The sequence below is a fragment of the Desulfovibrio diazotrophicus genome (genome assembly GCF_902498985.2).
Taxonomy (GTDB): domain Bacteria; phylum Desulfobacterota; class Desulfovibrionia; order Desulfovibrionales; family Desulfovibrionaceae; genus Desulfovibrio; species Desulfovibrio legallii.
On the sequence record NZ_OX346397.1, the window covers coordinates 59,416 to 82,508 of the forward strand.

Annotated in this window: 23 protein-coding genes and 1 tRNA gene; 14 read left to right on the forward strand and 10 right to left on the reverse strand. The window is 63.3% G+C overall.

The annotated features are described in order from the left end of the window. The first annotated feature begins 43 nt into the window (after positions 1-43). From J7I12_RS00275 to J7I12_RS00300, 6 genes are all read left to right on the forward strand, one after another. Positions 44-1,189 (forward strand): ABC transporter substrate-binding protein, encoded by a 1,146-nt coding sequence (locus tag J7I12_RS00275; RefSeq protein ID WP_118229516.1) that lies wholly within the window; start codon positions 44-46, stop codon positions 1,187-1,189. Positions 1,190-1,313: 124 nt separating this feature from the next. Continuing rightward, entirely contained in the window at positions 1,314-2,207 is an 894-nt protein-coding gene (locus J7I12_RS00280; RefSeq protein ID WP_118229517.1) for a branched-chain amino acid ABC transporter permease, read from the forward strand. Then, positions 2,207-3,244 (forward strand): branched-chain amino acid ABC transporter permease, encoded by a 1,038-nt coding sequence (locus tag J7I12_RS00285; protein WP_118229518.1) that lies wholly within the window; start codon positions 2,207-2,209, stop codon positions 3,242-3,244. The genes J7I12_RS00280 and J7I12_RS00285 overlap by 1 nt, the downstream gene beginning before the upstream one ends. Next, positions 3,241-4,059, forward strand: coding sequence for an ABC transporter ATP-binding protein (locus J7I12_RS00290; RefSeq protein WP_118229519.1), 819 nt, complete (start codon positions 3,241-3,243; stop codon positions 4,057-4,059). Before J7I12_RS00285 ends, J7I12_RS00290 begins: the two co-directional genes overlap by 4 nt. Before the next feature lie 18 nt (positions 4,060-4,077). Further along, a complete protein-coding gene (locus J7I12_RS00295; RefSeq protein WP_118229578.1) occupies positions 4,078-4,800 on the forward strand; it encodes an ABC transporter ATP-binding protein in 723 nt (240 codons plus the stop codon). Between the two features lie 120 nt (positions 4,801-4,920). After that, positions 4,921-7,545 carry a M16 family metallopeptidase gene (locus J7I12_RS00300; protein WP_303192977.1) on the forward strand — a complete coding sequence of 875 codons (2,625 nt, stop codon included), beginning with the start codon at positions 4,921-4,923 and terminating at the stop codon, positions 7,543-7,545. A 194-nt stretch (positions 7,546-7,739) separates the two neighbouring features. On the opposite strand, the gene J7I12_RS00305 is transcribed toward J7I12_RS00300, so the two are convergent. Then, positions 7,740-7,825, reverse strand: a tRNA-Leu gene (locus J7I12_RS00305). Between the two features lie 650 nt (positions 7,826-8,475). Here J7I12_RS00305 and J7I12_RS00310 point away from each other — a divergent pair. After that, positions 8,476-8,946, forward strand: coding sequence for a phosphatidylglycerophosphatase A family protein (locus J7I12_RS00310; protein WP_118229521.1), 471 nt, complete (start codon positions 8,476-8,478; stop codon positions 8,944-8,946). A 72-nt stretch (positions 8,947-9,018) separates the two neighbouring features. Here J7I12_RS00310 and infA read toward each other — a convergent pair whose 3' ends face one another. The 5 genes from infA to J7I12_RS00335 form a co-directional block, all read right to left on the reverse strand. Next, entirely contained in the window at positions 9,019-9,237 is a 219-nt protein-coding gene (gene infA, locus J7I12_RS00315; protein ID WP_118229522.1) for a translation initiation factor IF-1, read from the reverse strand. 327 nt (positions 9,238-9,564) lie between these two features. After that, positions 9,565-10,386 carry a prolipoprotein diacylglyceryl transferase gene (gene lgt, locus J7I12_RS00320; protein ID WP_498794176.1) on the reverse strand — a complete coding sequence of 274 codons (822 nt, stop codon included), beginning with the start codon at positions 10,384-10,386 and terminating at the stop codon, positions 9,565-9,567. Continuing rightward, positions 10,386-10,874: a cyclic pyranopterin monophosphate synthase MoaC gene (gene moaC / locus J7I12_RS00325; protein ID WP_118229524.1), complete on the reverse strand. Its 489-nt coding sequence runs from the start codon at positions 10,872-10,874 to the stop codon at positions 10,386-10,388. The genes lgt and moaC overlap by 1 nt, the downstream gene beginning before the upstream one ends. An 89-nt stretch (positions 10,875-10,963) precedes the next feature. Next, positions 10,964-12,103 (reverse strand): metal-dependent hydrolase, encoded by a 1,140-nt coding sequence (locus J7I12_RS00330; protein WP_302548805.1) that lies wholly within the window; start codon positions 12,101-12,103, stop codon positions 10,964-10,966. 2 nt (positions 12,104-12,105) lie between these two features. Then, positions 12,106-12,447 (reverse strand): chemotaxis protein, encoded by a 342-nt coding sequence (locus J7I12_RS00335; protein WP_302548804.1) that lies wholly within the window; start codon positions 12,445-12,447, stop codon positions 12,106-12,108. Between the two features lie 119 nt (positions 12,448-12,566). Here J7I12_RS00335 and J7I12_RS00340 point away from each other — a divergent pair, with 119 nt between their 5' ends. The 6 genes from J7I12_RS00340 to leuB all read left to right on the forward strand — a co-directional run bounded on the left by J7I12_RS00340 (position 12,567) and on the right by leuB (position 18,694). Beyond that, positions 12,567-13,208, forward strand: a complete 642-nt coding sequence (locus J7I12_RS00340; RefSeq protein ID WP_130958244.1) for a phosphatidylserine decarboxylase family protein — start codon at positions 12,567-12,569, stop codon at positions 13,206-13,208. A 47-nt stretch (positions 13,209-13,255) separates the two neighbouring features. Further along, positions 13,256-14,017, forward strand: coding sequence for a CDP-diacylglycerol--serine O-phosphatidyltransferase (pssA, locus tag J7I12_RS00345; RefSeq protein ID WP_242621272.1), 762 nt, complete (start codon positions 13,256-13,258; stop codon positions 14,015-14,017). A gap of 112 nt (positions 14,018-14,129) precedes the next feature. Next, on the forward strand, positions 14,130-15,677 hold the full coding sequence (locus J7I12_RS00350) for a 2-isopropylmalate synthase (RefSeq protein ID WP_288907563.1): 1,548 nt from the start codon (positions 14,130-14,132) through the stop codon (positions 15,675-15,677). A gap of 119 nt (positions 15,678-15,796) precedes the next feature. After that, positions 15,797-17,059, forward strand: a complete 1,263-nt coding sequence (locus J7I12_RS00355) for a 3-isopropylmalate dehydratase large subunit (protein WP_118229530.1) — start codon at positions 15,797-15,799, stop codon at positions 17,057-17,059. 40 nt (positions 17,060-17,099) lie between these two features. Continuing rightward, positions 17,100-17,609, forward strand: a complete 510-nt coding sequence (locus tag J7I12_RS00360) for a 3-isopropylmalate dehydratase small subunit (RefSeq protein WP_118229531.1) — start codon at positions 17,100-17,102, stop codon at positions 17,607-17,609. Between the two features lie 11 nt (positions 17,610-17,620). Continuing rightward, positions 17,621-18,694 (forward strand): 3-isopropylmalate dehydrogenase, encoded by a 1,074-nt coding sequence (gene leuB, locus J7I12_RS00365; protein WP_118229532.1) that lies wholly within the window; start codon positions 17,621-17,623, stop codon positions 18,692-18,694. A 743-nt stretch (positions 18,695-19,437) separates the two neighbouring features. Here leuB and J7I12_RS00370 read toward each other — a convergent pair. Further along, positions 19,438-20,109, reverse strand: coding sequence for an L-threonylcarbamoyladenylate synthase (locus J7I12_RS00370; protein ID WP_118229533.1), 672 nt, complete (start codon positions 20,107-20,109; stop codon positions 19,438-19,440). Here J7I12_RS00370 and J7I12_RS00375 point away from each other — a divergent pair. Next, positions 20,108-20,581, forward strand: a complete 474-nt coding sequence (locus J7I12_RS00375) for a 23S rRNA (pseudouridine(1915)-N(3))-methyltransferase RlmH (protein WP_118229534.1) — start codon at positions 20,108-20,110, stop codon at positions 20,579-20,581. The genes J7I12_RS00370 and J7I12_RS00375 overlap by 2 nt on opposite strands. A gap of 177 nt (positions 20,582-20,758) precedes the next feature. Here J7I12_RS00375 and ruvC read toward each other — a convergent pair whose 3' ends face one another. From ruvC to J7I12_RS00390, 3 genes are read right to left on the reverse strand one after another with little or no spacing between them, the layout of a single operon-like run. Continuing rightward, positions 20,759-21,313 carry a crossover junction endodeoxyribonuclease RuvC gene (gene ruvC / locus J7I12_RS00380; protein WP_302413294.1) on the reverse strand — a complete coding sequence of 185 codons (555 nt, stop codon included), beginning with the start codon at positions 21,311-21,313 and terminating at the stop codon, positions 20,759-20,761. A 7-nt stretch (positions 21,314-21,320) separates the two neighbouring features. Then, positions 21,321-22,121, reverse strand: a complete 801-nt coding sequence (locus tag J7I12_RS00385; protein WP_118229536.1) for an MlaE family ABC transporter permease — start codon at positions 22,119-22,121, stop codon at positions 21,321-21,323. Between the two features lie 12 nt (positions 22,122-22,133). After that, positions 22,134-23,033 (reverse strand): SPOR domain-containing protein, encoded by a 900-nt coding sequence (locus J7I12_RS00390; RefSeq protein ID WP_288908039.1) that lies wholly within the window; start codon positions 23,031-23,033, stop codon positions 22,134-22,136. Positions 23,034-23,093 lie beyond the last annotated feature (60 nt).

Genomic DNA, 23,093 nt, shown 5'->3' on the forward strand with positions numbered 1-23,093 from the left:
TACTTTGAGGCCGCCAAGAACCTCAATGACTGGAGGGAGAAGGATGAAATTGGGTAAACTGCTTGTGGCGCTGGCCGGGCTGGCGCTTTCCCTTGGCGTTGCAGGCCAGACCCTGGCCGCCGAGGCTGGTCCTGTCAAAATCGGCGTATACCTCCCCCTGACCGGGCAGAACGCTTTTGGCGGTCAGCTGGAACTGGAAGGCGTGCGCCTGGCGCACAAGGAAATGCCCACCGTGCTGGGCCGCCCCGTGGATTTGGTGGTGGTGGACAACAAGTCCGACAAGGTTGAAGCCGCCAATGCCGTGAAGCGCCTGGTGGAACGCGACAAAGTGGTGGCCCTTATCGGCACCTACGGTTCCTCCCTGGCTATGGCCGGCGCTGAAGTGGCCGAAAAGGCCAAGGTTCCCGGCGTGGGTACTTCCTGCACCAACCCTCTGGTAACCCAGGGCAAAAAATACTACTTCCGCGCTTGCTTCATTGACCCTTACCAGGGCGCGGCCGCGGCCACCTATGCCTATGAAAATCTGGGCCTCAAAAAGGCCGCTGTGCTCATGGACATGACCAACGACTATGCCGTGGGCCTTTCCAGCTTCTTTACCCGTTCCTTCAAAAAGCTGGGCGGCGAAGTGGTGGCCAACCTCAAATACAGTTCCGGTGACCAGGACTTCACTGCCCAACTTACCGAACTTATTTCTAAAAAGCCTGACATCGTGTTCATGCCCGCCTACTTTGCCGAAGGCGCCATCATCATGAAGCAGGCCCGCGAGCTGGGCGCCAAGTTCCGCCTTATGGGCGCGGACGCCATGGACAATCCCGATACCCTCAAGCTGGGCGGCAAGGCCGCGGAAGGCTTTTTGCACACCACCTTCCCCTACGACCCGCAAATGCCCAATATGAGCGCCGAAGCCAAGCGTTTTACCGAAGCCTGGAAGGCCGTCTATCCTGAAAAGGAAACCAACGTCAACGGCGCCCTGGGCTACAATACCTACTTCCTGATCCTTGACGCCATCAAGCGCGCCAACTCCGCCAAGCCCGAAGCCATAGCCAAGGCCCTGGCGGAAACCAAGAACCTGCCCACCGCTCTGGGCTCGCTGACCATCAACAAAACCCACGATGCTGAAATGCCTGTGGGCATCATTGAATACAAGGACGGCAAGCGCGTGTATGTGGGCGAAGTGACGCCCAAATAAATCGCCCCCTTTCCGGCCCCGCGGCGGCAATCGCCGCGGGGCGTTTTTTCCCTATCTGCCGCACAGTCCGGCGGCGGGGGACGCTTTGCGTCCACCCGCTTTGCGGGCCGCGCCGAGGTGGCTCATGAGCCTTGACATGTTTTTACAGCACTGTTTTAACGCCCTCACCCTGGGGTCGCTCTATGCCCTGATCGCCATCGGCTACACCATGGTCTACGGCATCCTGCGGCTCATCAACTTTGCCCACGGCGATATCCTGATGGTGGGGGCCTACTTCGTTTTCTTCGGCACTTTTGCCTTCGGCTGGCCCTGGGGCGTGGCGGCGGTGGTTTCCGTGGCGGGCGCGAGCCTTCTCGGCGTCATCATCGAGCGGGTGGCCTACCGCCCCCTGCGCGACGCTCCGCGCATTTCGGCGCTGATCAGCGCCATTGCGGTATCCTTTTTTATTGAAAGTCTGGCCGTAGTGGTCTTTACCGGACAGCCCCGCCCCGTGCTGCAACCGGAATGGCTGGTTGCGGAATGGCAGGTGGGCGGCGTGCGCATTTTGCCGCTCACGGCCTTTGTGCCGAGCATGACCATCGTGCTGGTGGCCATTCTGCTTTATGTGGTCTACCGGACCAAACCGGGCCTGGCCATGCGCGCTATCTCCAAGGATATTGAAACCACGCGCCTTCTGGGCGTGCGGGTGGACAACATCATTGCCCTGACCTTCTGCATCGGTTCGGCCCTGGCTGCGGCCTCGGGCATCATGTGGGCCCTGCGCTACCCCCAGGTGCACCCTTACATGGGCATCATGCCGGGCCTGAAGGCCTTTATTGCCGCTGTGTTCGGGGGCATCGGCTCCATTCAGGGCGCGGTCATCGGCGGCGTGGCCCTGGGCTTTGTGGAAATCATGACCGTGGCCTTTATGCCGGAACTTTCGGGCTACCGCGACGCCTTCGCCTTTGTGCTGCTGGTGCTCGTGCTGCTGTTCAAGCCCACGGGCCTCCTGGGCGAGCGGCTGGAGGAGAAGATCTGATGCGCCTCAACACCAGCACATTTCTGAGCATCGCCCTCATGCTGGCCGGGGCCTGTGTCCTCTGGCAGGCGGAGAGCTTTCTCGGCGATTACCAGATTTATATTGCCAAGCTCATCTTCATCAACGCCATCCTGGCGCTCTCGCTTAACCTCATCTACGGCTTTACCGGCCTGTTTTCTTTGGGGCACGCGGGCTTTATCGCCATCGGCGCCTATGTTTCGGCCCTCTGCATTCTGTCGCCGGAACAAAAAGAAATGATGTGGATTCTGGAGCCCATCATCTGGCCTTTTTCGGAGCTCATGACCCCCTTCTGGGTTTCGGTGCTGGCCGGCGGGCTGGTGGCGGCGATCTTTGCCTTCATCATCGCCGTGCCCGTGCTGCGCCTGGGCGACGACTATCTGGGCATCGCCACACTGGGCTTTGCCGAGATTATCCGCGTGCTTATCGTTAACGCCACGGGCATCACCAACGGCTCTCTGGGCATCAAGGGCATACCGGGCCATGCCTCGCTGCTTTCCTGCTATGTCTGGATGCTCTTTACGCTCATTGTGCTGGCGCGGCTCGTCTTCAGCAATTACGGCAACGTGATGCGCTGCATCCGGGATAACGAAATAGCCGCCAGGGTCATGGGCATCAACGTTTTTCGCTACAAGGTGCTCTCCTTCTGCGTAGGCGCGTTTTTTGCCGGCGTGGGCGGGGCCCTGCTGGGCAGCCACCTTTCCACCATCGACCCCAAGATGTTCAATTTTTTGCTGACCTTCAACGTCCTCATGTTTGTGGTGGCGGGCGGCCTGGGCTCCCTGACGGGCAGCCTGCTGGGCGCGGGGGTCATCACTATTCTGCTGGAATGGCTGCGCGCCATTGAAGAACCCATGGACCTGGGCTTTATTGAGCTGCCCGGCATCCCCGGCATGCGCATGGTGGTGTTTTCTCTGGTTCTGCTGGGCATCATCCTTTATCGGCGCGAGGGCATCATGGGCACCAGGGAGCTGACCTGGAAGGGGCTGAATGCTCTTTTGAGGAGGGGCAAGGCATGAGCGCCTACACCGCACCCACCCCCCCGGACTACAAGGGGGCGCTGCTGCTGGCCAAAAACGTGACTATGCGCTTTGGCGGCGTCACCGCCGTGAGCGACCTGACCCTGGCTCTGCCCCAGGGGGCCATTGCCGGCATCATCGGCCCCAACGGCGCGGGCAAAACCACGGCCTTCAATGTGCTCAGCGGCTTTTACACCCCGCAGGAAGGGGAGGTGCTGTTTAGTGGCCAAAGCATCAAGGGCCTGCATCCCAACGATATCTGCCGTCTGGGCCTTGCCCGCACCTTTCAGAACATCCGCCTTTCGCAGCAGATGAGCGTGCTGGAAAATATTATGGTGGGCTGCCACGTGCGGCGGCACTGCCCCTGGTGGATGGCCCCCCTGGGCCTGCCCGCCTTTTACAAGGAAGAAGCGGCCATTGCGGAAAAAAGCCGCCAACTGGCCGATCGGGTGGGCCTGAGCGAAAATCTGAACGACCAGGCCGGCAGCCTGCCCTACGGGGCACAGCGGCGGCTGGAAATTGCCCGGGCCCTGGCTACGGAACCACGTCTGCTTTTGCTGGACGAACCAGCCGCGGGCATGAACCCGCAGGAAAGCCTGGAACTTATGCATTTTATCGGGCATATCCGAGACGAGTTCGGCCTCACCATCTTGCTCATTGAGCACGATATGAAGGTGGTCATGGGCGTGTGCCAGTATATCTGGGTTATGGAATACGGCGCGTTGATCGCCGAGGGCGGCCCCGATGCCGTGCGCAGCAACCCCGTGGTCATCCGCGCCTATCTGGGCGAGGACGCGCCCGCGGGCGGCAAATAGGGGCAGCATATGGGCAACATCCTTGAAATCAAAGACCTGCAGGTGCGCTACGGCGGCATTCAGGCTGTGCAGGGCGTGAGCCTGGACATCCCGCGCGGCAGCATCGTGACCCTTATCGGGGCCAACGGCGCGGGCAAGAGCAGCATTATCCGCTCCATCGCAGGGCTGAACAAGCATATCGGCGGCGACATTCTGCTCACCCGGCACGAGGGCGAACCGCCCGTGTCCTTGCGGGGGCTCAAGCCCGAAGACATGGTCCGCAAGGGCATTTCCCTTTCGCCCGAAGGACGCCGCATCCTTCCGCATTTGAGCGTGGAGGAAAATCTTCTTCTGGGCGCGTATTCCCGTTCGGACTCTTCGGCCATTGCTGAAGATCTGGACTGGGTCTACACCCTGTTTCCCCGCCTCAAAGAACGCAACTGGCAGAAGGGCGGCACCCTTTCCGGCGGCGAACAGCAAATGCTGGCCGTGGGCCGTGCCCTCATGAGCCGCCCGGACCTGCTCATGCTGGACGAGCCCTCCCTGGGACTGGCGCCGCTTTTGGTGCGCGAAATTTTTGCCATCATCCAGCGCATCAACCAGGAGGGCAAGACCGTCCTGCTGGTGGAGCAGAACGCTTACGCGGCCCTTTCTGTGGCGCACTACGCCTACATTCTGGAAGTGGGCCGGGTGGTTTTAGCTGGTCCTGGTAAAGAAATGCTTGAAAATCCAAAGGTTAAAGAGGCTTACCTGGGCGGCTAGGCGTTGCTCCCGTCCGGTCCGCCTGCTATAGTCGGCGCGTCCCTCACAAGGGGCGCGCCTTTGCATTTTCCAAGGGCGTTTCCCTTTGCGACATGAAGAAACCTTTATTGTGGAGCGATTATGGCACGCCACGGTTTTTTATTAACACTGTTTTTTCTGTTGCTGGCGACGTCCGCGTCTGCCGCTCAGGCCGCACCGGGCAAGGACATGCTGCTTACCCGGCTGCCTAACGGGCTGACGGTCTGCATTGTCAAAGATACCCGCTTCCCCCTGGCGGCCACGCGCCTTTATGTGCGTACGGGTTCCGCCAATGAAACGGCGGCCCAGGCCGGCATCAGCCACTTGCTGGAGCATATGGTCTTCAAGGGCACGGAGCACCGGCCCAAAGGGCAGGTAGCCAAGGATGTGGAAGCCCTGGGCGGCTACCTCAACGCGGCCACAAGTTTTGACAAAACCTGGTTCATTACGGATATGCCCGCCGCCCACTGGCGCACTGGCATGGACGTGGTCAAGGAAATGGCCTTTCAGGCTTCTCTGGACCCCAAGGAGCTGGAGTCCGAAAAGAAAGTGGTCATCTCCGAGCTGGAGCGCGACCAGGACCAGCCCATGAGCCGCCTGTTTGAAAGCCTCCAGACTTCCACCCTGCACAATACCGTCTACGGACGGCCCGTCATCGGTTATAAGGATACGGTGCGCGCCGTCACGGCCGACGACCTGCGGGCCTATGTGCGCCGCTGGTATCAGCCGCGCAACATGCTGCTGCTGGTGGCCGGCGATGTGGACCCCCAGGCTGTGCTGGAGCACGCCCGTCAGCTCTTCGGCGGGCTGACCAACAGCGGCGACCAGGCGGCCCCGGCCCCGGTGGACCTGAGTGCGGCCCCCGGCGGGCCACAGGTGGAAGTCATCCGCGGCCCCTGGAGCAAGGTCTATCTGGGGCTGGCTTTTCCCGCGCCTGCCCTGAGCGACGTGCGCTCCACCGATCTGGACGTGCTGAGCTATCTGCTGGGCGGCGACGGCACCTCCCTGTTCTACCGCAAATACAAGTATGAACAACAGCTGGTGGACAGCATCGGCATGGGCAATATGAGCCTGGCCCGCGCGGGCCTGCTCTACCTCTCGGCCCAGATGGACGCGGACAAGCTCGAGCCCTTCTGGCAGGTCCTGACCAAAGACCTGGCAAGCCTCGCCGCCAAAGACTTCAGCGATGAAAGCGTGCGCCGGGCCGTGTTCAACCTGGAAGACGGCATGGACCGCTCGTCCGAAACCCTCAGCGGCCTGGCGGCCTGGACTGGAAGCGTGCAGTTTGATCTGGGCGGCGCACAGGCGGAAGCCAATATGCGCGCGGCCCTGGGCAGCGTGGACCAGAACCGCCTGCGTACAGCCCTGAGCCGCTGGCTGCAGCCTCAGGCCCTGCGTGTGCGCGTGCTGGCGCCGGAAAAAGCCCAGTTGCCCGACCTGGAAGCCATTCTGCGCGCCAACTGGCCCGCCCCGGCCGCGCCCAAAGGGCCCGCGCCGCAGGCCGCCGATGCCGCCAAGGCCGAAACCTTTGACCTGGGCGGGGGCCGTACGCTCATTTTGCTGCCCGATGCCACTGTACCCTATGCCGCAGTGCAACTCTCCTTCCCCGGCGGCAACGCGCTGCTTGCGGCTGAGAACCAGGGGCTGGCCGGTCTGACCGCCCGAACCCTGACGGACGGCTGCGCCGACCTGGACGCCCAGGGCGTGGAACGCTGGTTGGCCCAGCGCGCTGCCTCTCTGGACGCCAGCGCCGGGTTGCAGACCTTTACCGTATCCCTCACCGGCCCGGCGCGTTTTAATGCGGACTACTTTGCCCTGCTGCAAGACCTGTTGACCAAACCGCGTTTTGAGGAGCAGGAAGTGCGTCGCGAAGTCAGCGACATGCTTTCCGACCTGCGCCAACGCGCGGACAGGCCTACGGGGCTGCTGTTCTCCCGCTTGAATCCCTTCCTCTATCCCAACGGTCAGCCCTACGGCCTGGACCCGCTGGGCACGCCGGAATCTCTGGCCCGCTTCACCCCCAAGGATGTGCGCAGCTTCTGGGAACAGCAACTGCGGCAGCCCTGGGTGCTGGCCGTGGCGGGCGACTTTGATCGCGAAGCCGTGCTGACCTTTGCCCGCAGCTTGCCCGTGCCCCAGGGCAAAGCCCTCAGCGTGTCGCTGCCCGTCTGGGGTACGGATAAAAAGCTGGACCTGCATCTGCCCGGCCGTAACCAGGCTCATGTGCTGGAGGTCTTTCGCGCCGTGCCGCCGGACCACCCGGACGCCCCGGCCCTGCTCCTGCTCCAGGCTGTGCTTTCCGGCCAGAGCGGCCTGCTGTTCAGCCAGATGCGGGACGTGGAGGGCCTGGGCTATACGGTCACGGCCTTCTACCGCGCCATGCCGCTGGCCGGCATGATGGCCTTTTATATTGGCACCACGCCGGACAAGGTGGAACAGGCCCGCCAGGGCTTTGCCAGGATTATCGCCCAGGTGCAGGCCAAAGCCCTGCCCGAAGAACTGCTGCGCGCCGCGGTCAACCGCCTGCGCGGCGAATACTACCGTGACCGGCAAAGCCTGGGCGCGCGCGCCGGCGAATCCGCCACAGACGCCGTGCTGGGCCGCCCCCAGGGTTTTGATCTGACCCTTATTGACAAGGCCGCCAAGCTCAGCCCCGAACAGGTCCAGACCGCAGCCCGCATCTACCTTACCCCCCCCAACCGCTACGACCTGCTCCTGCAGCCGTAGAGGGGCGTTTGGGGAAGGGACTTTGTGGGGGGAAAGGAGACCTTTGATCAGCGCTGTCTTCATCCGTGGCTTCCTTCGGTGCAACGGCTGAAGCTGAACAAAAGTTTCCTTCCTCCCGCCCCTCCCCAGTCTTCAAAAAGTCAAATTCCCGGATTCGTCATTTTGACGAATCCGGGAATTTCCTTGATATTGCTTGGTACCCGGAGCGGGATTTGAACCCGCACGCCCTTTCGGACTAGGGATTTTAAGTCCCTTGTGTCTACCGTTCCACCATCCGGGCACTGGCGGCGTACCGTAGCCGTGTGGTCCGTCCGCGGGAGCTTTGTATATCCTGGACGGCCCGTCCTTACAAGCCTTTCTCCGCCGGACTGTGCCGGAGCTGTGCGCTTTGCGGCGTGGAATGCGTTACGCGCCGCCAATTGGTTTGCTGTTGTCTGATAACTTCAGCTTTCCCGATTTTGGGGAGAATGACGGGCCTGTCAGAACACTACATCTAGAGCAGATTGATTATTTTGAATATATATTCTCAAAGGTTACAGTCCGCTTGTTTCGGCGCGTAAGTGTGCGAATAAATAGAGCTGCTGTCTGCATCCACAGCCAGGGGCGTTGCTGTCGTTGTCCGAACTTCCTGCGTCGTCACTGCCAAGCTCTTTTGCCATAACGGGAAGCCCCTGCGTCGCAACGACTGAGGCTGCGTTGGCGCCTCCACGGCGGGCGTCTGCTCCCGCAACCGCCGGGGCATTTCAACGTTGAAATGCCCTACGTCGCTCTAACTGTGCACCAACCGCTGTGCCGCCGCGCCCTCCTGTGGAAGCGCGGCGGCGCAGCGGCGTGAAGAAGACGCCCCGCACGCAGCACGTCGCGCATTGCGGGGCGAGGGCAGGGATGGTAGGCTGCAGCCATCTGCACAGCCTGACCAAAGGAGCTTTCATGCGTTTTTCAGATGCCGCCGTGCTGTGTTTCTGCCGCTTGGGCGTGGCCGGTCTTGACCCCAAGGCCCCAGGCACCTGGGGCACGGCCCTGGCCTGCCTGCTGGCGCCCTATCTCTTTTTGCCGCTGGGGCCGGTGTGGCGCGTGCTGGTCTTGCTGGCGCTGTTTGTGCTGGGCGGGCTTGCCGCCACCAGAGCCGAACAAATTCTGGAACGCCGGGACCCCGGCGAGGTGGTCATTGACGAACTGGTAGGGGTGTGGCTGGTTTTGTTGCCCTTTGCCCGGCCGGGCTTCGGGCTGGTGCTGGCGGCCTTCGCCTTTTTTCGTCTGTTTGATATCCTCAAGCCCTGGCCCGTGCGGGCTTCGGAAACCTGGCTGCCCGCCGGCTTCGGCGTGATGATTGACGATGTGCTGGCGGGCCTGTGGGCCCTGGTTTGCGTGGCCCTGCTGCGCTGGCTGGGCCTGGTGTAAGCCTGCTGGCCCGGACGGCTTTGGGATAGGCGCGACGTTGCGGCCTGTGGACCCCGAGAACGGGGGCGGCCGCTACTTCATACGGTACGTGATGCGTCCGCGCGTGAGGTCGTAGGGCGAAAGCTCCACCTTCACACGGTCGCCGGGCAGGATGCGGATGTAAAATTTACGCATTTTGCCGGAAATATGGGCCAGCACTTCATAACCGTTTTCCAGCTGCACGCGGAACATGGCGTTGGGCAGCGCTTCCTGCACCACGCCGTCAACTTCAATAGCCCCTTCCTTAGCCATATGGCCTCCTTGATTGAAATGGATAAACGCCCGTCAGTTTCCCAAAAAAGCGGGGGGCTGTCAACCGGCGGGCACGGGTCGCCCGCCGCCGGTAAAGGCGCCACTGCGCAATAAGCCGATTGCGCACGGGTAGGGACGTTGCGCCTGCCGTTGCGCCTATGCCTGCGCAACGCAGGGGTGTTCCGGCGGCGCGGCCTTTCGGAACGTCGGCGCGCAGCGGGATTACCTTCAAGCTGCGCACCTGCCTCCCTTGCAAAGAGAACGGCCGCCCCCGCCACCGGTAAATGCAGTCTTGGGCGGCCGCCCTCATCCTGTCGGCAGGATATTCTACCGGCGCTTTTTGCTGTTCTTTTTATGGAAAGCGACAGGCGCGGGCGGCACGGGTGCGACCTTACGGCAGAGCAGCCACAGGCCCGCCAGGAACAGCGGCACGCAGAGCGCCTGCCCCATGGTCAGCCAGTCAAAGGCCAGGTAGCCCAGCTGCACGTCGGGCACGCGCACAAATTCCACACCAAAGCGGAATACGGCGTAGCCCAGGGCGAACAGGCCGGAAACCGCCCCTTCCTTGCGGGGTTTGGCCGAAAAAATCCAGAGGACCACGCCCAACACCAGGCCTTCCAGGGCAGCCTCGTACAGCTGCGAAGGATGCCGGGGCAGGGGCCCCCCGCCGGGGAAGATCATGGCCCAGGGCACGTCGCTGACTTTGCCCCAGAGTTCGCCGTTGACGAAATTGCCCAGCCTGCCGAAAAAAAGTCCTTGCGGAATGAGCGGCGCAATAAAGTCCGAGACTTCCAGAAAGCTGCGCCCGCGTGAACGCGCGTAGTACCAGAAGGCTCCCAGTACGCCCAGCAGGCCGCCGTGAAAGGACATGCCCCCGTTCCAGATGCGCAGAATTTCCAGCGGGTCGTCAAGGTATACGGGCAGATCGTAAAACAGCACATAACCCAGACGGCCGCCCAGAATAATGCCCACCATGACGCAGGTGAGCAGGTCGTCCACATCGGCGGCGGTCCAGCCGGACCCGGGCTTTGCGGCGCGGCGGCGGCCCAGAATCCAGCCCAGGGCAAAGCCCGCCAGATACATGAGGCCGTACCAGCGCACCTGCAGATGCCCCAGGTTCAGGGCCACGGGGTCCAGGATGGGGGCGATCACGGCAGCTCCGGCGCGTCATAGCGGCCGCTGCGGCCGCCGCTTTTGTGCAGCAGGCGCACCCGGCTGATGACGATGTCGCGCTGCACGGCCTTGCACATGTCGTAGATGACGGCCGCGGCCGTCTGCGCAGCCACCAGGGCTTCCATTTCCACCCCGGTGGGCCCCACGGTGCGGGTTTCGGTTTCAATGCGCACCCGCGGCGGCTCGTCCGTGATTTCAAAACGCACGTCGGCGTAAGTGAGATTGAGGGGATGGCAGAGGGGGATGAGCTCGCCCACACGTTTGGCGGCCATGATGCCGCCCACCTTGGCGCAGGTGAGCACGTCGCCCTTGGGCAGTGCCGCCTGACGCAGCAGCCGCATGGTAGCCGGAGCCAGCTCCACCACGGCCTCGGCCACGGCCACGCGCTCCGTGGGGGGTTTGTGCCCCACGTCCACCATGCTCAGGTTGCCTTGGCTGTCCAGATGCGAAAAAGATGTGTCCATAGCGGCCTCCGGAGGCAAGATGCGATGCCGTCAAAAAACGACGTTATGGGGCGGCATACCCCATGTGGGGCTGCCGCGCAAGGCGGGGGTCAGTACAGCCCCACCAGCCAGAGCGGCCAGGGCGCGGGTCCGGGGCGCCGGGGCGCGCGCCAGAGCGAATCTTGCCGACTGTCAGAAAAACGCAGGCGTTCCCGCAGCAGGTGGGGGGCCGCGCACATCTCCGCGTCCGCGCTCAGGGCCGCCTGCCGCACACAGTCCACCTCGGCCAGATATTTGAAGGGAATGTCCGCATTGGGCCGGTGGTTCATGATTTCGCGCACCCACCCCAGGCTGCTGCCAAAGCGCAGGTCGTAGATCATCAGGCGCACCGGCGCGATGCCGACGGCTTCCGGCGAGGTGGGCAGCTCCGCCGGGGGCACGGGCCGCACCACCGGCAGGATGGCAAAATCAAAAAAGGCCCTGGCCGCCACGGATTGCCGCGCCAGAGCGTCCAGCAGACGCGGCGAGGCCGCCGGACTGACGCTTTCCGCAGTCCTGAAGCGCCCCAAGGCGTCCAGCCCCCGCAGATGCACCAGCATGCCCTGCGGGCTTTCTTCTTCATAAAGTACGCGCCAGAAGAAGGGGGCAAAGGCGTCGGGCAGCACCGTAACCTGGCGCACCGTTTTGCCCTGGGCGGCCAGGAGGTCTTCTACCTGTGCCGTGTGCCAGGAGTTGAGCGAAAGCCCGGCCAGCGGATAGACAAACAGCCAGACCAGGGCCAGAAGCATGCGCCACCAGCGGTCGCGCCAGCGCCAGAGAGCCAGCAGCAGGGGCAGGGTGAGCAGCAGGTCGATGATGAACACGGCGTTGAGCCGTACCCGCAAATGGGAAAAAGGCACAAAAATCATGGTGCCGTAGGTGGTGATGCAGTCCAGCCAGATGTGCAGCAGCACCATGCAGGTCATGAACAGCCAGACCGGGGCCGGCCGCCAGTGACCGGGGGTAGCTGTTTTCCACAGGGGTCGGGCCAGCAGGGTCAGCGCCAGGCCCAGCACGGGCGCAAAAAAAAGCGAATGGGTCAGGCCCCGGTGCAGCAGCAGAAACTGCAGGGGCGTGTGCGCCAGCAGTACGTCCACATCCGGCGCAGCGGCGGCCAGGGCGGCCAGGGGCACGGCCCAGCGGGTAGCGGGACGGTGGGGCAGGGCCAGCATGGCCACGGCGCCGCTGGCTGCGTGGGTGACGGGGTCCATATTTATTGCCTGAAGGGGCTGCGTTGTTTCGGCACGGCCCTGTAGACCGGGTCTTCAGGGCTTGCGGCCTCGTCCAGCCCCTGCATACGGCGGAATTGCCGCGCACGCCAATCCTGCGTGGCGGCCATGACGTCGGGACGGTTCTGCCAATACAGCATACGCTGTGTGTTGTCGGAACCGTAAACCGGGTAGCGCAGCCCATCTTCCACGCTCACGCCCGGAGACGTGCCCGTGGCCTCCGCAGAGGTGCCCGTGCCCACATCCTTGGGGCCGCAGGCCCAGAGCAGACCCGGCAGGGTCAGGCTCAGCGCCAGGACGCGCAGGCGGCAAAGCGGCTTGTTCATGACCCGTACTATAGCCCTGGGCGCGGCGTCCGGCAAGGGGCGGCTTGCCAAAGCCCCCCGTAAAGGACTAATCTTACCCGTACGGATTTTCCCGGCGCTCCCACCACAGGAGGATTTTCATGCGTCCAGCCCGTTGCGGCATTACCCCCGAAGGTTGGCCCTGCATTGGCCTTACCGCCCTGGCGGCCCTGGTTTTCGCTTGTTTGGATTGGTGGCCGGCGGCTCTGATTTTTTTGGCCTTGTGCTGGTTCAGCGTCCATTTTTTCCGCGACCCGGAAAGGGTGACGCCCACGGGGCCCGGCCTGGCCGTGAGCCCCGCCGACGGCAGGGTCATCCGTGTGGAAACGCGGCCGGACCCCTTCAGCGGAGAAGCGCGCCAGTGCGTGAGCATTTTCATGAATGTCTTTAACGTGCACGTGAACCGCGCCCCGGTCGCCTGCACGGTGCAGGGCATTTTGTACCTGCCCGGCAAGTTTCTCAATGCCTCCTTTGACAAGGCCTCCACGGACAACGAACGCTGCGCCTACAGCCTGCGCGACGCCAACGGCGACCTCTGGAGCATGGTGCAGATCGCCGGGCTGGTAGCCCGCCGCATCGTCTGCCGGGTGGAGGAGGGCGATACTCTGGACCGGGGCGAACGCTATGGCATGATCCGCTTTGGCTCGCGTGTTGACCTTTATTTGCCCGAAGGCTATGTTGCGGCAGCGCGTGTGGGCGAAACCGTGCTGGCCGGCCAGAGCGTACTGGCCCGTCCGCGCTGAGCGCCCTCTGGCGCGTTCTTCACGTTTGATACGTTATGGATGTTTTTATGGCCGTGGAACGCAGAAAACCCCGCAAGGGAGTCTACCTCCTGCCCAACATGATCACCACCCTGAGCATGTTTCTGGGCTTTCTGTCCATGGTCTGGTCCGGCCAGGGCCGTTTTGAGGCGGCCTGCTTTGCCATCCTGCTTTCCGCCGTTATGGACGGGCTGGACGGCAAGGTGGCCCGGCTCACCAACACGGCCAGCGAATTCGGCGTGCAGTACGATTCCCTTTCCGATCTGGTGGCCTTTGGTCTGGCCCCGGCCATGCTGCTCTGGCACTGGCAGCTTGCGGCGCTGGGCCGGGTGGGCGTGGCCGCCGCCTTTATTTATGCCGCTTGCGGAGCCCTGCGCCTGGCGCGCTTCAACATCAGCACCGCCGCTGTGGGCAAACGCTTTTTCATTGGCTTGCCCATCCCTGCCGCAGGCTGCACCCTGGTGACCTTCGTCTTCTTTGCCGCCTTGTTCCCTGACGGAATCCGTCCCGCTTTGCCGTACATGGCCCTGGTGCTGGGCGTGGGCGTGGGCGTGTTGATGGTCAGCAGGACGCGCTACTTTTCTTTCAAGGAATACGACTTCCTGCGCCTGCACCCCATCCGCGCCATGCTGGGCTTTCTGCTGGTGCTGGGTACCGTCATCTCTGCGCCGCGCACCATGGGCTTTGTGCTCAGCGCCGCCTACATCGCCGGCGGCCTGGTCTACACCATGGTCATTCTGCCCCGCCGCAACCGTCAGCTACTACGCGCCCTATCGCCTCAAAGCGATTGAGGTTGCGTAACGGTTCGCCGCCCGCCGGGGCGGACGCTCCCTGGTCAGCCGCCCTTTACGGCGGCCGTTATGCACGATATATCCATCCCTTGTGCAACCAGAGGAGAACGCCATGAACAACCGCGTGTATTTTTTCGATACCACCCTGCGCGACGGGGAGCAGTCTCCCGGCGCCACCATGAATCTGCAGGAAAAATTGCGTCTTGCCCACCAGCTTGAAGTTCTGGGCGTGGACGTGATGGAAGCGGGTTTTCCCGCCTCCAGCCCCGGCGATTTTGCCTCGGTGCAGCGCATCGCGGCTCAGGCCGGGGATATTCAGGTGGCGGGGCTGGCGCGTTGCGTACCCAACGATATCGACCGTTGCTGGGAGGCCGTCAAGGTGGCCCGGCATCCACGCATCCACGTTTTTTTGTCCACCTCGCCCCTGCACATGCGCTACAAGTTGCGCAAAGAGCCTGAAGATGTGCTGCGCATGGCCGTGGAAGGCGTCAAACGCTGCGCCGTCCATACGGACAATGTGGAATTCTCCTGCGAAGATTTTTCCCGCTCGGAAGGGGACTTTGTCTGCCGGGTGGTGGAGGCGGTCATCAATGCCGGGGCCACCACCATCAATCTGCCCGACACCGTGGGCTATGCCGAGCCGGAAGAATACGCCGCCCTTCTTGACTACGTCATCAAAAATACGCCCAATAGCGATAAGGCCATCTTCAGCGTGCACTGCCACAACGACCTGGGCCTGGCCGTGGCCAACACCCTGGCCGCTTTCAAGGTCGGCGTGCGCCAGGCCGAGGTGACCCTTTGCGGCATTGGCGAACGCGCGGGCAATGCCTCGCTGGAAGAAGTGGTCATGAACCTGCACGTGCGGCATGACCACTTCGGCCTGACCCACAAGATCGTCACAGAGCAGCTCTATCCCTCCTGCCGGCTGCTTTCCATGACCATCGGCCAGCCTATCCCCAACAACAAGGCCATTGTGGGGGCCAACGCCTTTGCGCACGAATCGGGCATTCACCAGGACGGCATGCTCAAAAACCGCGAAACCTACGAGATTATGACGCCGCAGTCCGTGGGACGCACTGAAAGCAGCCTGGTCATCGGCAAGCATTCGGGCCGCAACGCCGTGCGCAGCAAGTTTGAGAGCATGGGCTACACCTTGGACGATACCCAGATTAATGTGGTTTTCGAGGCCGTGAAAAAACTGGCCGACCGCAAAAAGACCCTGCACGACGACGACCTTATGGCCCTGGTGCAGGAAGAAATCTACCGCATGCCGGACCGCTTCCGCCTGCGCCATGTGAGCGTGCAGAGTTCTGATGCGGGCGGCGTGCCGCCCACGGCCGCCGTGCTTATGGATGTGGATGGCCTTGAGCGTAGCGGCGCTGGCTTTGGCGTGGGCCCGGTGGACGCGTTGTTCAATGTCATTGCCGACCTGGTGGGGCGCGAACCTACGCTGGAGCAGTACGCCATCAACGCCATTACCGGCGGCACCGACGCCCAGGGCGAAGTGACCGTACGGCTGCGCGACGGCGAGGTAAGCGCCGTGGGGCGCGGCACGCACCCGGATATTTTTGTGGCCAGCGCCAGAGCCTATGTGAACGCCCTTAACCACCTCTTCAAAAAAGAGCAGGAAGGACCGCGGCTGCACTGCCAGCATGATTGATCCGGCTTTTGGCCGATATAATACACAACACGGCGCCGGGACGGACGCGCGTTCGTCCCGGCGCCGCGCATACCGCCATGCGTCGACATGGCCTTCTCACAGGCTGAAAGGAGTTTTCTATGCCCCAAACGCTTGCACAAAAAATTCTGCAAGCCCACACCGATACGCCGGTGGAGCAGGACGGCCAGATCGTCCAGTGCCGCGTATCCGCAGTGCTGGCCAATGACATCACCGGGCCCCTGGCCATCAAGTCCTTCCACGGCATGGGCGCGGAGCGGGTCTTCAACAGGGATCGTGTTATCCTGGTCATGGACCACTTCACCCCGCAGAAGGATATTGATTCCGCCAACCAGGTGCTCATAAGCCGCAAGTTTGCCCAAGAGCAGAACCTCACCCACTACTACGAGGGCGGCGACTGTGGCGTGGAGCACACCTTGCTGCCCGAACAGGGCCTGGTGGGCCCCGGCGACCTGGTCATCGGCGCGGACAGCCACACCTGCACCTATGGCGGCATCGGGGCTTTTGCCACGGGCATGGGCTCCACGGATATCGCCGCGGGCATGGCCCTGGGCGAAACCTGGCTCAAGGTGCCGCCCACCATCCGTGTCACCATTACGGGTTCCATGCCCAAATGGCTGCGCGGTAAAGACCTCATGCTTATGCTCATCGGCGCCATCGGCGTGGACGGCGCCCTGTATAAGGCTTTGGAATTCGCCGGGCCGGTGGTGGACAACCTTTCGGTGGAAGGCCGCCTGTGCATGGCCAACATGGCCATTGAGGCCGGGGCCAAGGTGGGGCTTTTTGCCGTGGACGTGAAAACCCGCGCCTTCTGCGCCGAGCACAAGCGCCCCGGCGTCACCGATGATTTGGCCGCCGACCCCGGCGCTCTTTATGAAAGGGAAGTGGACATCAATGTCACGGGCAAAGAACCGGTGGTAGCCTGTCCGCATTTGCCTTCCAATGTGCGGCCCGTGTCCGAAGTGCGGCGCACGCCCATCCAGCAGGTGGTCATCGGCTCCTGCACCAACGGCCGCATCGGCGATATGCGCGACGCTGCCGCTGTGCTGCGCGGGCGTAAGGTAGATAAAAGCGTGCGCTGCATCGTGCTGCCCTCCACCCCCAGCGTCTGGCGGCAGTGCCTGAAGGAAGGCCTTATCGAAACCTTTATGGACGCCGGCTGTATTGTGGGGCCCAGCACCTGCGGGCCTTGCCTGGGTGGCCACATGGGCATTCTGGGCGACGGCGAGCGCGCCGTGGCCACCACCAACCGCAACTTCAAGGGCCGTATGGGCAGCCTCAGCTCCGAGGTTTATTTGGCCAGCCCCGTGGTGGCGGCGGCTTCGGCCGTGGCCGGACACGTGGCTGGGCCGGACCAGCTGTAAGGGCCACCCGTGACTGACCAACTGCCATAAGGGTTTGACAATGCAATACAAAGGCACTGCCCACAAAGTGGGCGAACATATTGATACGGACGCCATCATTCCGGCGCGCTTTCTGGTCACCACCGACGCCCGGAAGTTGGGCGCAAACTGTATGGCCGGCCTGGAACCGGACTGGGTCAAGCGTGTGGCCCCCGGCGATATTCTGGTGGCCGGCCGCAACTTTGGCTGTGGTTCCTCGCGGGAGCACGCTCCTATTGCCATCCTGGGCGCGGGCATGCCCGTGGTGGTGGGGCACAGTTTTGCCCGCATCTTCTACCGCAACGCCTTCAATATGGGGCTGCTGCTGCTGGAAGTGGGCGACGAGGTGGACAAGATCAACGACGGCGACAGCCTGGAAATCGACGCCGCCACAGGGCGTATCCGCGACCTGACCAATGGCGCGGAAATTATCTGCCCGCCCCTGCCCAAATCCATGTCTGATATTCTTTCCAAGGGCGGCCTGGTGGGCTATGTGAAGGAACGTCTGGCCCGGCAGGCCCAGGAACAGTAAGGGAGACGCACATGAACAAAACCATCTGCCTGTTGCCGGGGGACGGCATCGGTCCGGAAATTCTGGCCCAGGGCGTCAAGGTGCTGGAGGCCGTGGCCCAAAAGTACAACCACCAATTCAGCTTTGTGACAGCTCAGATCGGCGGCGCGGCCATTGACGCCACGGGCGGGCCCTTGCCCGACGCCACGGTGCGCGCCTGCCAGGAAGCCGACGCCGTGTTTCTGGCCGCCGTGGGCGGCCCCAAGTGGGACGGGCTTGCGCCGGAAAAGCGGCCGGAAAAGGGCTTGCTGGGCATCCGTAAGGCCCTGGGGCTGTTCGCTAACCTGCGCCCGGCCCTGCTGCTGCCCGAACTGGCCGGGGCCTGCCTGCTCCGCTCGGATATCGCGGCCAAGGGGCTGGACCTGGTGGTGGTGCGCGAGCTCACCGGCGACGTCTACTTTGGCGAGCCGCGCGGTCTGGAAACGCGCGACGGCCTGCGCACGGGATTCAACACCATGATCTACACGGAAGAAGAAATCCGCCGCATTGCCTGGGTGGGCTTTGAAACGGCCCGTAAGCGTCGCCGCAAGGTCTGCTCTGTGGAGAAGAGCAATGTGCTCGAAACCTCCCGCCTGTGGCGCGAAGTGGTTATGGAAGTGCACCGCGACTACGCCGATGTGGAATTGACCCACATGTATGTGGATAATGCCGCCATGCAGCTGGTGCGCGATCCTTCCCAGTTTGACGTCATCCTTACCGGCAATATTTTTGGCGATATTCTTTCGGACGAGGCTTCGGTCATCACCGGTTCTCTGGGCATGCTGCCTTCGGCTTCCTTGGGGGCCTCCGGGCCGGGCCTGTTTGAGCCTATCCACGGTTCCGCCCCGGATATCGCCGGGCAGGACAAGGCCAACCCCCTGGCGACCATCCTTTCTGCCGCCATGCTCCTGCGCCTGGGCCTTGGCCTGGGCGACGAAGCCGACACCGTGGAGGCGGCCGTGCGCGCCGCCCTGGCCCAGGGTTTCCGCACCGGCGACATCATGGAGCCGGGCAAGACCTGCTTGGGCTGCGTTGCGATGGGCGCGAAGGTGGTGGAGAACCTGTAGGGCGTTGCTGGCCCGGCTTTGCGGCACGGCCAGGGCGTGTGGCGGAAATACCCGCGCGGGAAGGGCCTGCCGGACCCGGCGGGGGAGCGGGCGCAGCGGAGTTTGTCGTACCGCTTGAGCAAAAACAGCCTTTTTTGCGCCGACGGCGTCAGCGGAGGATTTTTGCTGCTCACGGACTTGAGTCCGCTGCGCGCAAAAATTCTCCGCTTTCTTGTCGGCATCAAAAAAATCTTATTTTTTCCAACCATTACGACATCAGCCCCGCCTCGCAAGCTCGGCGGTCCAAGGTGGCTTCGCTCAATGGATTCGGGATGATGATGTGCTTTTGGAAAGAAAAGCCCACGAAAACATATGGTGGGAAGGCTTAGGGGGCTGATGCCCAAGGGCTGGGCAATTTGTTTCTGAAAAAATCAGGAAGGCGTAAAGGCCAGGGCGTGCGGCGGAAATACCCGCGCGGGAAGGGCCTGCCGGACCCGGCGGGGGAGCGGGCGCAGTGGAGTTTGTCGTACCGCTTGAGCAAAAACAGCCTTTTTTGCGCCGACGGCGTCAGCGGAGGATTTTTGCTGCTCACGGACTTGAGTCCGCTGCGCGCAAAAATTCTCCGCTTTCTTGTCGGCATCAAAAAAATCTTATTTTTTCCAACCATTACGACATCAGCCCCGCCTCGCAAGCTCGGCGGTCCAAGGTGGCTTCGGGTGCCGCCGTTGGCGGGTTGCGCCTGGCGCGCACAGCCGTATGGCGGCTCAGTCGTCCGTCAGCACGGTAAACCCCGCAGCGGCAAGCGCAGCCATGCTGATCCGGCCGGGGCGGATCAGGCGCAAGGCACGGCCTTGGTCAGGCCCCAAGGGCGCCACCACGGTGGAAGGCAGCGTGCCTTCCGGGGACGGGCCGCCGCGCAGCAGCCGCCCCGCACGGCCATGGAGGGCCAGTCCGCCTAGGGCGGCCAGCAGGCGGGGGTCCAGGTCTTTGGCGCGTTGCGCGGGCTTGCCGCCACTGAGGTTGGCGCTGGTGGCTGTGAGCGCTCCACCGGCCTCCAGAGCCAGGGTGGCCGCCAATGTGTGCGGGGTCACCCGCACGGCCACCTGTCCGTCGGGGTTAACCAGGGACGCGGGCAGGCCGGGACGGGCGGGCAGCAGCACGGTAAGAGGGCCGGGCCAGAATTGCTCAAGCCCTATGGGCATGGCCGTGAGCAGGGCCACGCGGTCCACCTGGGTGGTGTCGGCGGCCAGCAGGGGCAAGGGTTTGTGGACGGGGCGTCCTTTGATCTGGTAGAGCATGTCCACGGCCGCGGCCTGATCGGCCATGCAGCCCAAAGCGAAAAACGTTTCTGTGGGATATATGAGAATGCCGCCGTTGCGCAGGCAGAGGGCCGACGCCGTTACGTCGGAATCTACATAACCGTGTTGGGAAGCCATGTCGGGAAAGCCTTTACGCTGTGTCTTTGTGGGCAGGGTCAAGACAAATTTCTGGAAGGACGCCGCTGCCCATTATACGGCGCGTATTGCCCGTTGGCGACGTCTGGACTGCACTGAGGTGCGCGACGGTTCCGGCGACCTGCCGCCGGAGCAGCGAAATGCTCAGGAGGGGCGCCGTCTGCTGGAGGCCCTAGAACCCCAGGACCTCCCGCTGGTGCTGGACGAGCGGGGGGAACGGCTGACCTCGCCCCAATGGGCGGAACTGTTGCGTCGTATGGATACAGAAGCGCGGGGACGCCCCTGTTTTCTGGTGGGCGGAGCTTGGGGGCTGGACCCCACGGTACGCGATCGAGCCTGCCGCATACTCCGCCTGTCGGATCTGACCCTGCCCCATGAACTGGCCAGGGTGGTTTTGCTGGAGCAACTCTACCGCGCCGAGTGCATCTTACGCAAGGTGCCGTATCACCATTAATTTGACGTGGGTCGTTTTTCGCAGATCGGCGCGTCGGGACCTTTTCCCTTGTGGAAATTTTTTGCCTTCCCTTTGCCGCAGGGCGGGGCATATTTCGGCCATACCTTCCTGCCGGGGGCGGGGGCCCGTATGGTTGCCGGGTCCAGGCCTTTTGCCGGGCGTGGGCCCAGACCTTTGTTACAGGGGGGCTTTCTCCGCTTTTTTGCTCAGTGCCACACGGGCGGCAAAACGGCGCATGGTCAGATGGCACAGGGCCACGGCCAGGGCGTCGGAGGTGTCCAGAGCCCAGGGGCTGTCGGCTTCTTTGACGTTGAGCAGCCGCCGGACCATAAAGGCCACCTGTTCTTTTTCGGCCCGGCCCGTGCCCACCAGGGATTTTTTGACCAATGTGGGTTCGTAGTCGCGGATGGGCAGCCCGTGTGCCGCGCAGGCCGCCACGGCCACGCCTCTGGCCTGGCCCAGCTTCAGGGCGCTGGCCGCGTTTTTGGCCGTAAAAACCTGCTCAATGGCGGCCTCCTGAGGGCGCAGACGGGCAAGAATGCCGTCCAGATCCCGGTAAATTTTAGCCAGCCGGTCGCAAAATTCGCTGCCCGCCGCCGCAGTGCGCACCACGCCGCAATCCACCAGTCGCAGAACGCCGGAAACTTCGTTGACCACGCCCCAGCCCGTGCGCTGAGAGCCGGGGTCTATGCCGATGACCGTTACTGGGCCGCTGAGCGTTACGGGCTGCACGCGCGCCTCAGAGCAAAAAGGAGGTGATGACGTAGTCTGCCGCCAGAATGAGTACGCAGGAAATGACTACCGCCGAGGTGGTGGCGTTGCCTACGGCTTCCGGCCCCATGCTGTCGCGCCGCCGGTTGGCATAGTAGCCCTGGCGGCAGCAGATGGTGGCCACCAGCAGGCCGAAGACCACAGACTTGACAAAACCGCCGCTGACGTCTGTAGCCGTGACGGAAAAGGCCATGCGGTAGAAGTAGGTGCCCTCGTTGATGCCCAGCATGAGCACGCCCGTGAGGTAGCCGCCCAAAATGCCGATGACGTCAAATATGGCTGTGAGCAGCGGGAAGGAGATAAGCGAGGCCAGCAGCCGCGGGCTGACCAGATACCCCATGGAATTGATGTCCATGACGTCCAGGGCGTCGATCTGGTCCGTGATGCGCATGACGCCGATTTCCGCCGCCATGGAGGAGCCTGCCCGCCCGGTGAGCATGATGGCCGTGAGCACGGGCCCCAGTTCACGGATGAGGGTCAGAGATACGGCGGAGCCCAGCATGGCCACAGAGCCGAACTGCACCAGGGTGTAGTAGCCCTGTAGCCCCAGCACCATGCCGCAGAAAATGCCGATGAGCAAAATGAGAAACAGAGATTTTGAGCCGATAACGTAGATCTGCTGCAGGGTGCGCGGCAGAATTTTGCTGCCGGAAAAGATCTGGGCAATACCTTCCAGCAGAAACAGAGCCGTGCCGCCAAGAGCCTGCAGACCGTGCAGGCTGGCGCGGCCCAGGGCGCGCAAGGGGGCGGTGGGGGAAAGTGCCGTCATGGTTTACCTCGATCAGCGGCCGGATTTGCGGCTTTTGCCCGCAACGGCCTTTTTGGACTTGAGCAGCGGCGCGCCCAGGTGCATGCGCTGGAGTTCTTCCCGCAGGTTGGCGGCGTCCAGGTCCGTGCCGCGCAGGTTGACCAGCACCAGCCGCAGTTTGCCGCGCGTTTGCAGGCCTGTACGCAGGCCCCGGCCTTCCAAACGCGAGCGCAGTTTGTCCGCATCGCCCGCATTATTGAAGGCTGCCGCCTGGAACACAAAATCGTAAAGAGGCTGCGCCGTCTGCGGGCGGGACTGGCCCTGGGCGGCAGGTGCGCTTTTGGCCGGGACAGCGCCTGTAACGGCGGGGGCCGCCGTGTCCGTCTGCGCGGGGGCCTCCTGGCCGGGCTTGATGCCCCAGGCCGCCAGACCGCCGCCGCTGGGCCTGGCAAAAGGGTAGGCGTTTTTGGCGGGGGGCTGTGGGGCTGCGGGGCCTTTGCTTTTGCCGGCATCCGCCTTGGGGGGCGTCGTCGGGCCGCTGGGGGCCGCCGGCCGAGCAGCAGCCGTATCTTGTTTCGGGCCTGCAGCGGTCGCCTGCTCCGGATCTGGGGCGGCGTCCGGCGTCGCCTTGGAGGCCGTATCCGTTTGGGCCGCATCCCTTAAAGGAGTGTCCGCCAAGGGGCGTGCCGGCGTCTTTTCCGCCGCCGGCGCGGCCGGCGCGCCGCCCAGGCCGGTAAGCTGCTCCACGCGCTGTTCGGGGTTTTGTCCGCGCCCCACCATATAGCCCATAAAGAAGGACCAGCCCACGGCCACCACCAGCACGGCGGCCAGCAGGCCCGCCACGGGCAGGGACAGGCGCAGGGCGAAGCGACGCTCCTTTTCCGGCGCGCCGCCCGCGGAGCGGACCCTGGGTTTACGTACTGGACCGGCCATGCGACTCCTGTAATCAAAGGTTGTGCTGTGGCCCCCGGTGTGGGGGCCGTTGGCAATCTC

What these genes read in the sequence shown, in the direction of transcription:
- J7I12_RS00275 (WP_118229516.1), top strand. Translation starts at nt 44, where the DNA reads ATGAAATTGGGTAAACTGCTTGTGGCGCTGGCCGGGCTGGCGCTTTCC.
- J7I12_RS00280 (WP_118229517.1), top strand. Translation starts at nt 1,314, where the DNA reads ATGAGCCTTGACATGTTTTTACAGCACTGTTTTAACGCCCTCACCCTG.
- J7I12_RS00285 (WP_118229518.1), top strand. Translation starts at nt 2,207, where the DNA reads ATGCGCCTCAACACCAGCACATTTCTGAGCATCGCCCTCATGCTGGCC.
- J7I12_RS00290 (WP_118229519.1), top strand. Translation starts at nt 3,241, where the DNA reads ATGAGCGCCTACACCGCACCCACCCCCCCGGACTACAAGGGGGCGCTG.
- J7I12_RS00300 (WP_303192977.1), top strand. Translation starts at nt 4,921, where the DNA reads ATGGCACGCCACGGTTTTTTATTAACACTGTTTTTTCTGTTGCTGGCG.
- J7I12_RS00310 (WP_118229521.1), top strand. Translation starts at nt 8,476, where the DNA reads ATGCGTTTTTCAGATGCCGCCGTGCTGTGTTTCTGCCGCTTGGGCGTG.
- infA (WP_118229522.1), bottom strand. Translation starts at nt 9,237, where the DNA reads ATGGCTAAGGAAGGGGCTATTGAAGTTGACGGCGTGGTGCAGGAAGCG.
- moaC (WP_118229524.1), bottom strand. Translation starts at nt 10,874, where the DNA reads ATGGACACATCTTTTTCGCATCTGGACAGCCAAGGCAACCTGAGCATG.
- J7I12_RS00330 (WP_302548805.1), bottom strand. Translation starts at nt 12,103, where the DNA reads ATGGACCCCGTCACCCACGCAGCCAGCGGCGCCGTGGCCATGCTGGCC.
- J7I12_RS00335 (WP_302548804.1), bottom strand. Translation starts at nt 12,447, where the DNA reads ATGAACAAGCCGCTTTGCCGCCTGCGCGTCCTGGCGCTGAGCCTGACC.
- J7I12_RS00340 (WP_130958244.1), top strand. Translation starts at nt 12,567, where the DNA reads ATGCGTCCAGCCCGTTGCGGCATTACCCCCGAAGGTTGGCCCTGCATT.
- pssA (WP_242621272.1), top strand. Translation starts at nt 13,256, where the DNA reads ATGGCCGTGGAACGCAGAAAACCCCGCAAGGGAGTCTACCTCCTGCCC.
- J7I12_RS00350 (WP_288907563.1), top strand. Translation starts at nt 14,130, where the DNA reads ATGAACAACCGCGTGTATTTTTTCGATACCACCCTGCGCGACGGGGAG.
- J7I12_RS00355 (WP_118229530.1), top strand. Translation starts at nt 15,797, where the DNA reads ATGCCCCAAACGCTTGCACAAAAAATTCTGCAAGCCCACACCGATACG.
- J7I12_RS00360 (WP_118229531.1), top strand. Translation starts at nt 17,100, where the DNA reads ATGCAATACAAAGGCACTGCCCACAAAGTGGGCGAACATATTGATACG.
- leuB (WP_118229532.1), top strand. Translation starts at nt 17,621, where the DNA reads ATGAACAAAACCATCTGCCTGTTGCCGGGGGACGGCATCGGTCCGGAA.
- J7I12_RS00375 (WP_118229534.1), top strand. Translation starts at nt 20,108, where the DNA reads ATGTCGGGAAAGCCTTTACGCTGTGTCTTTGTGGGCAGGGTCAAGACA.
- J7I12_RS00370 (WP_118229533.1), bottom strand. Translation starts at nt 20,109, where the DNA reads ATGGCTTCCCAACACGGTTATGTAGATTCCGACGTAACGGCGTCGGCC.
- J7I12_RS00385 (WP_118229536.1), bottom strand. Translation starts at nt 22,121, where the DNA reads ATGACGGCACTTTCCCCCACCGCCCCCTTGCGCGCCCTGGGCCGCGCC.
- J7I12_RS00390 (WP_288908039.1), bottom strand. Translation starts at nt 23,033, where the DNA reads ATGGCCGGTCCAGTACGTAAACCCAGGGTCCGCTCCGCGGGCGGCGCG.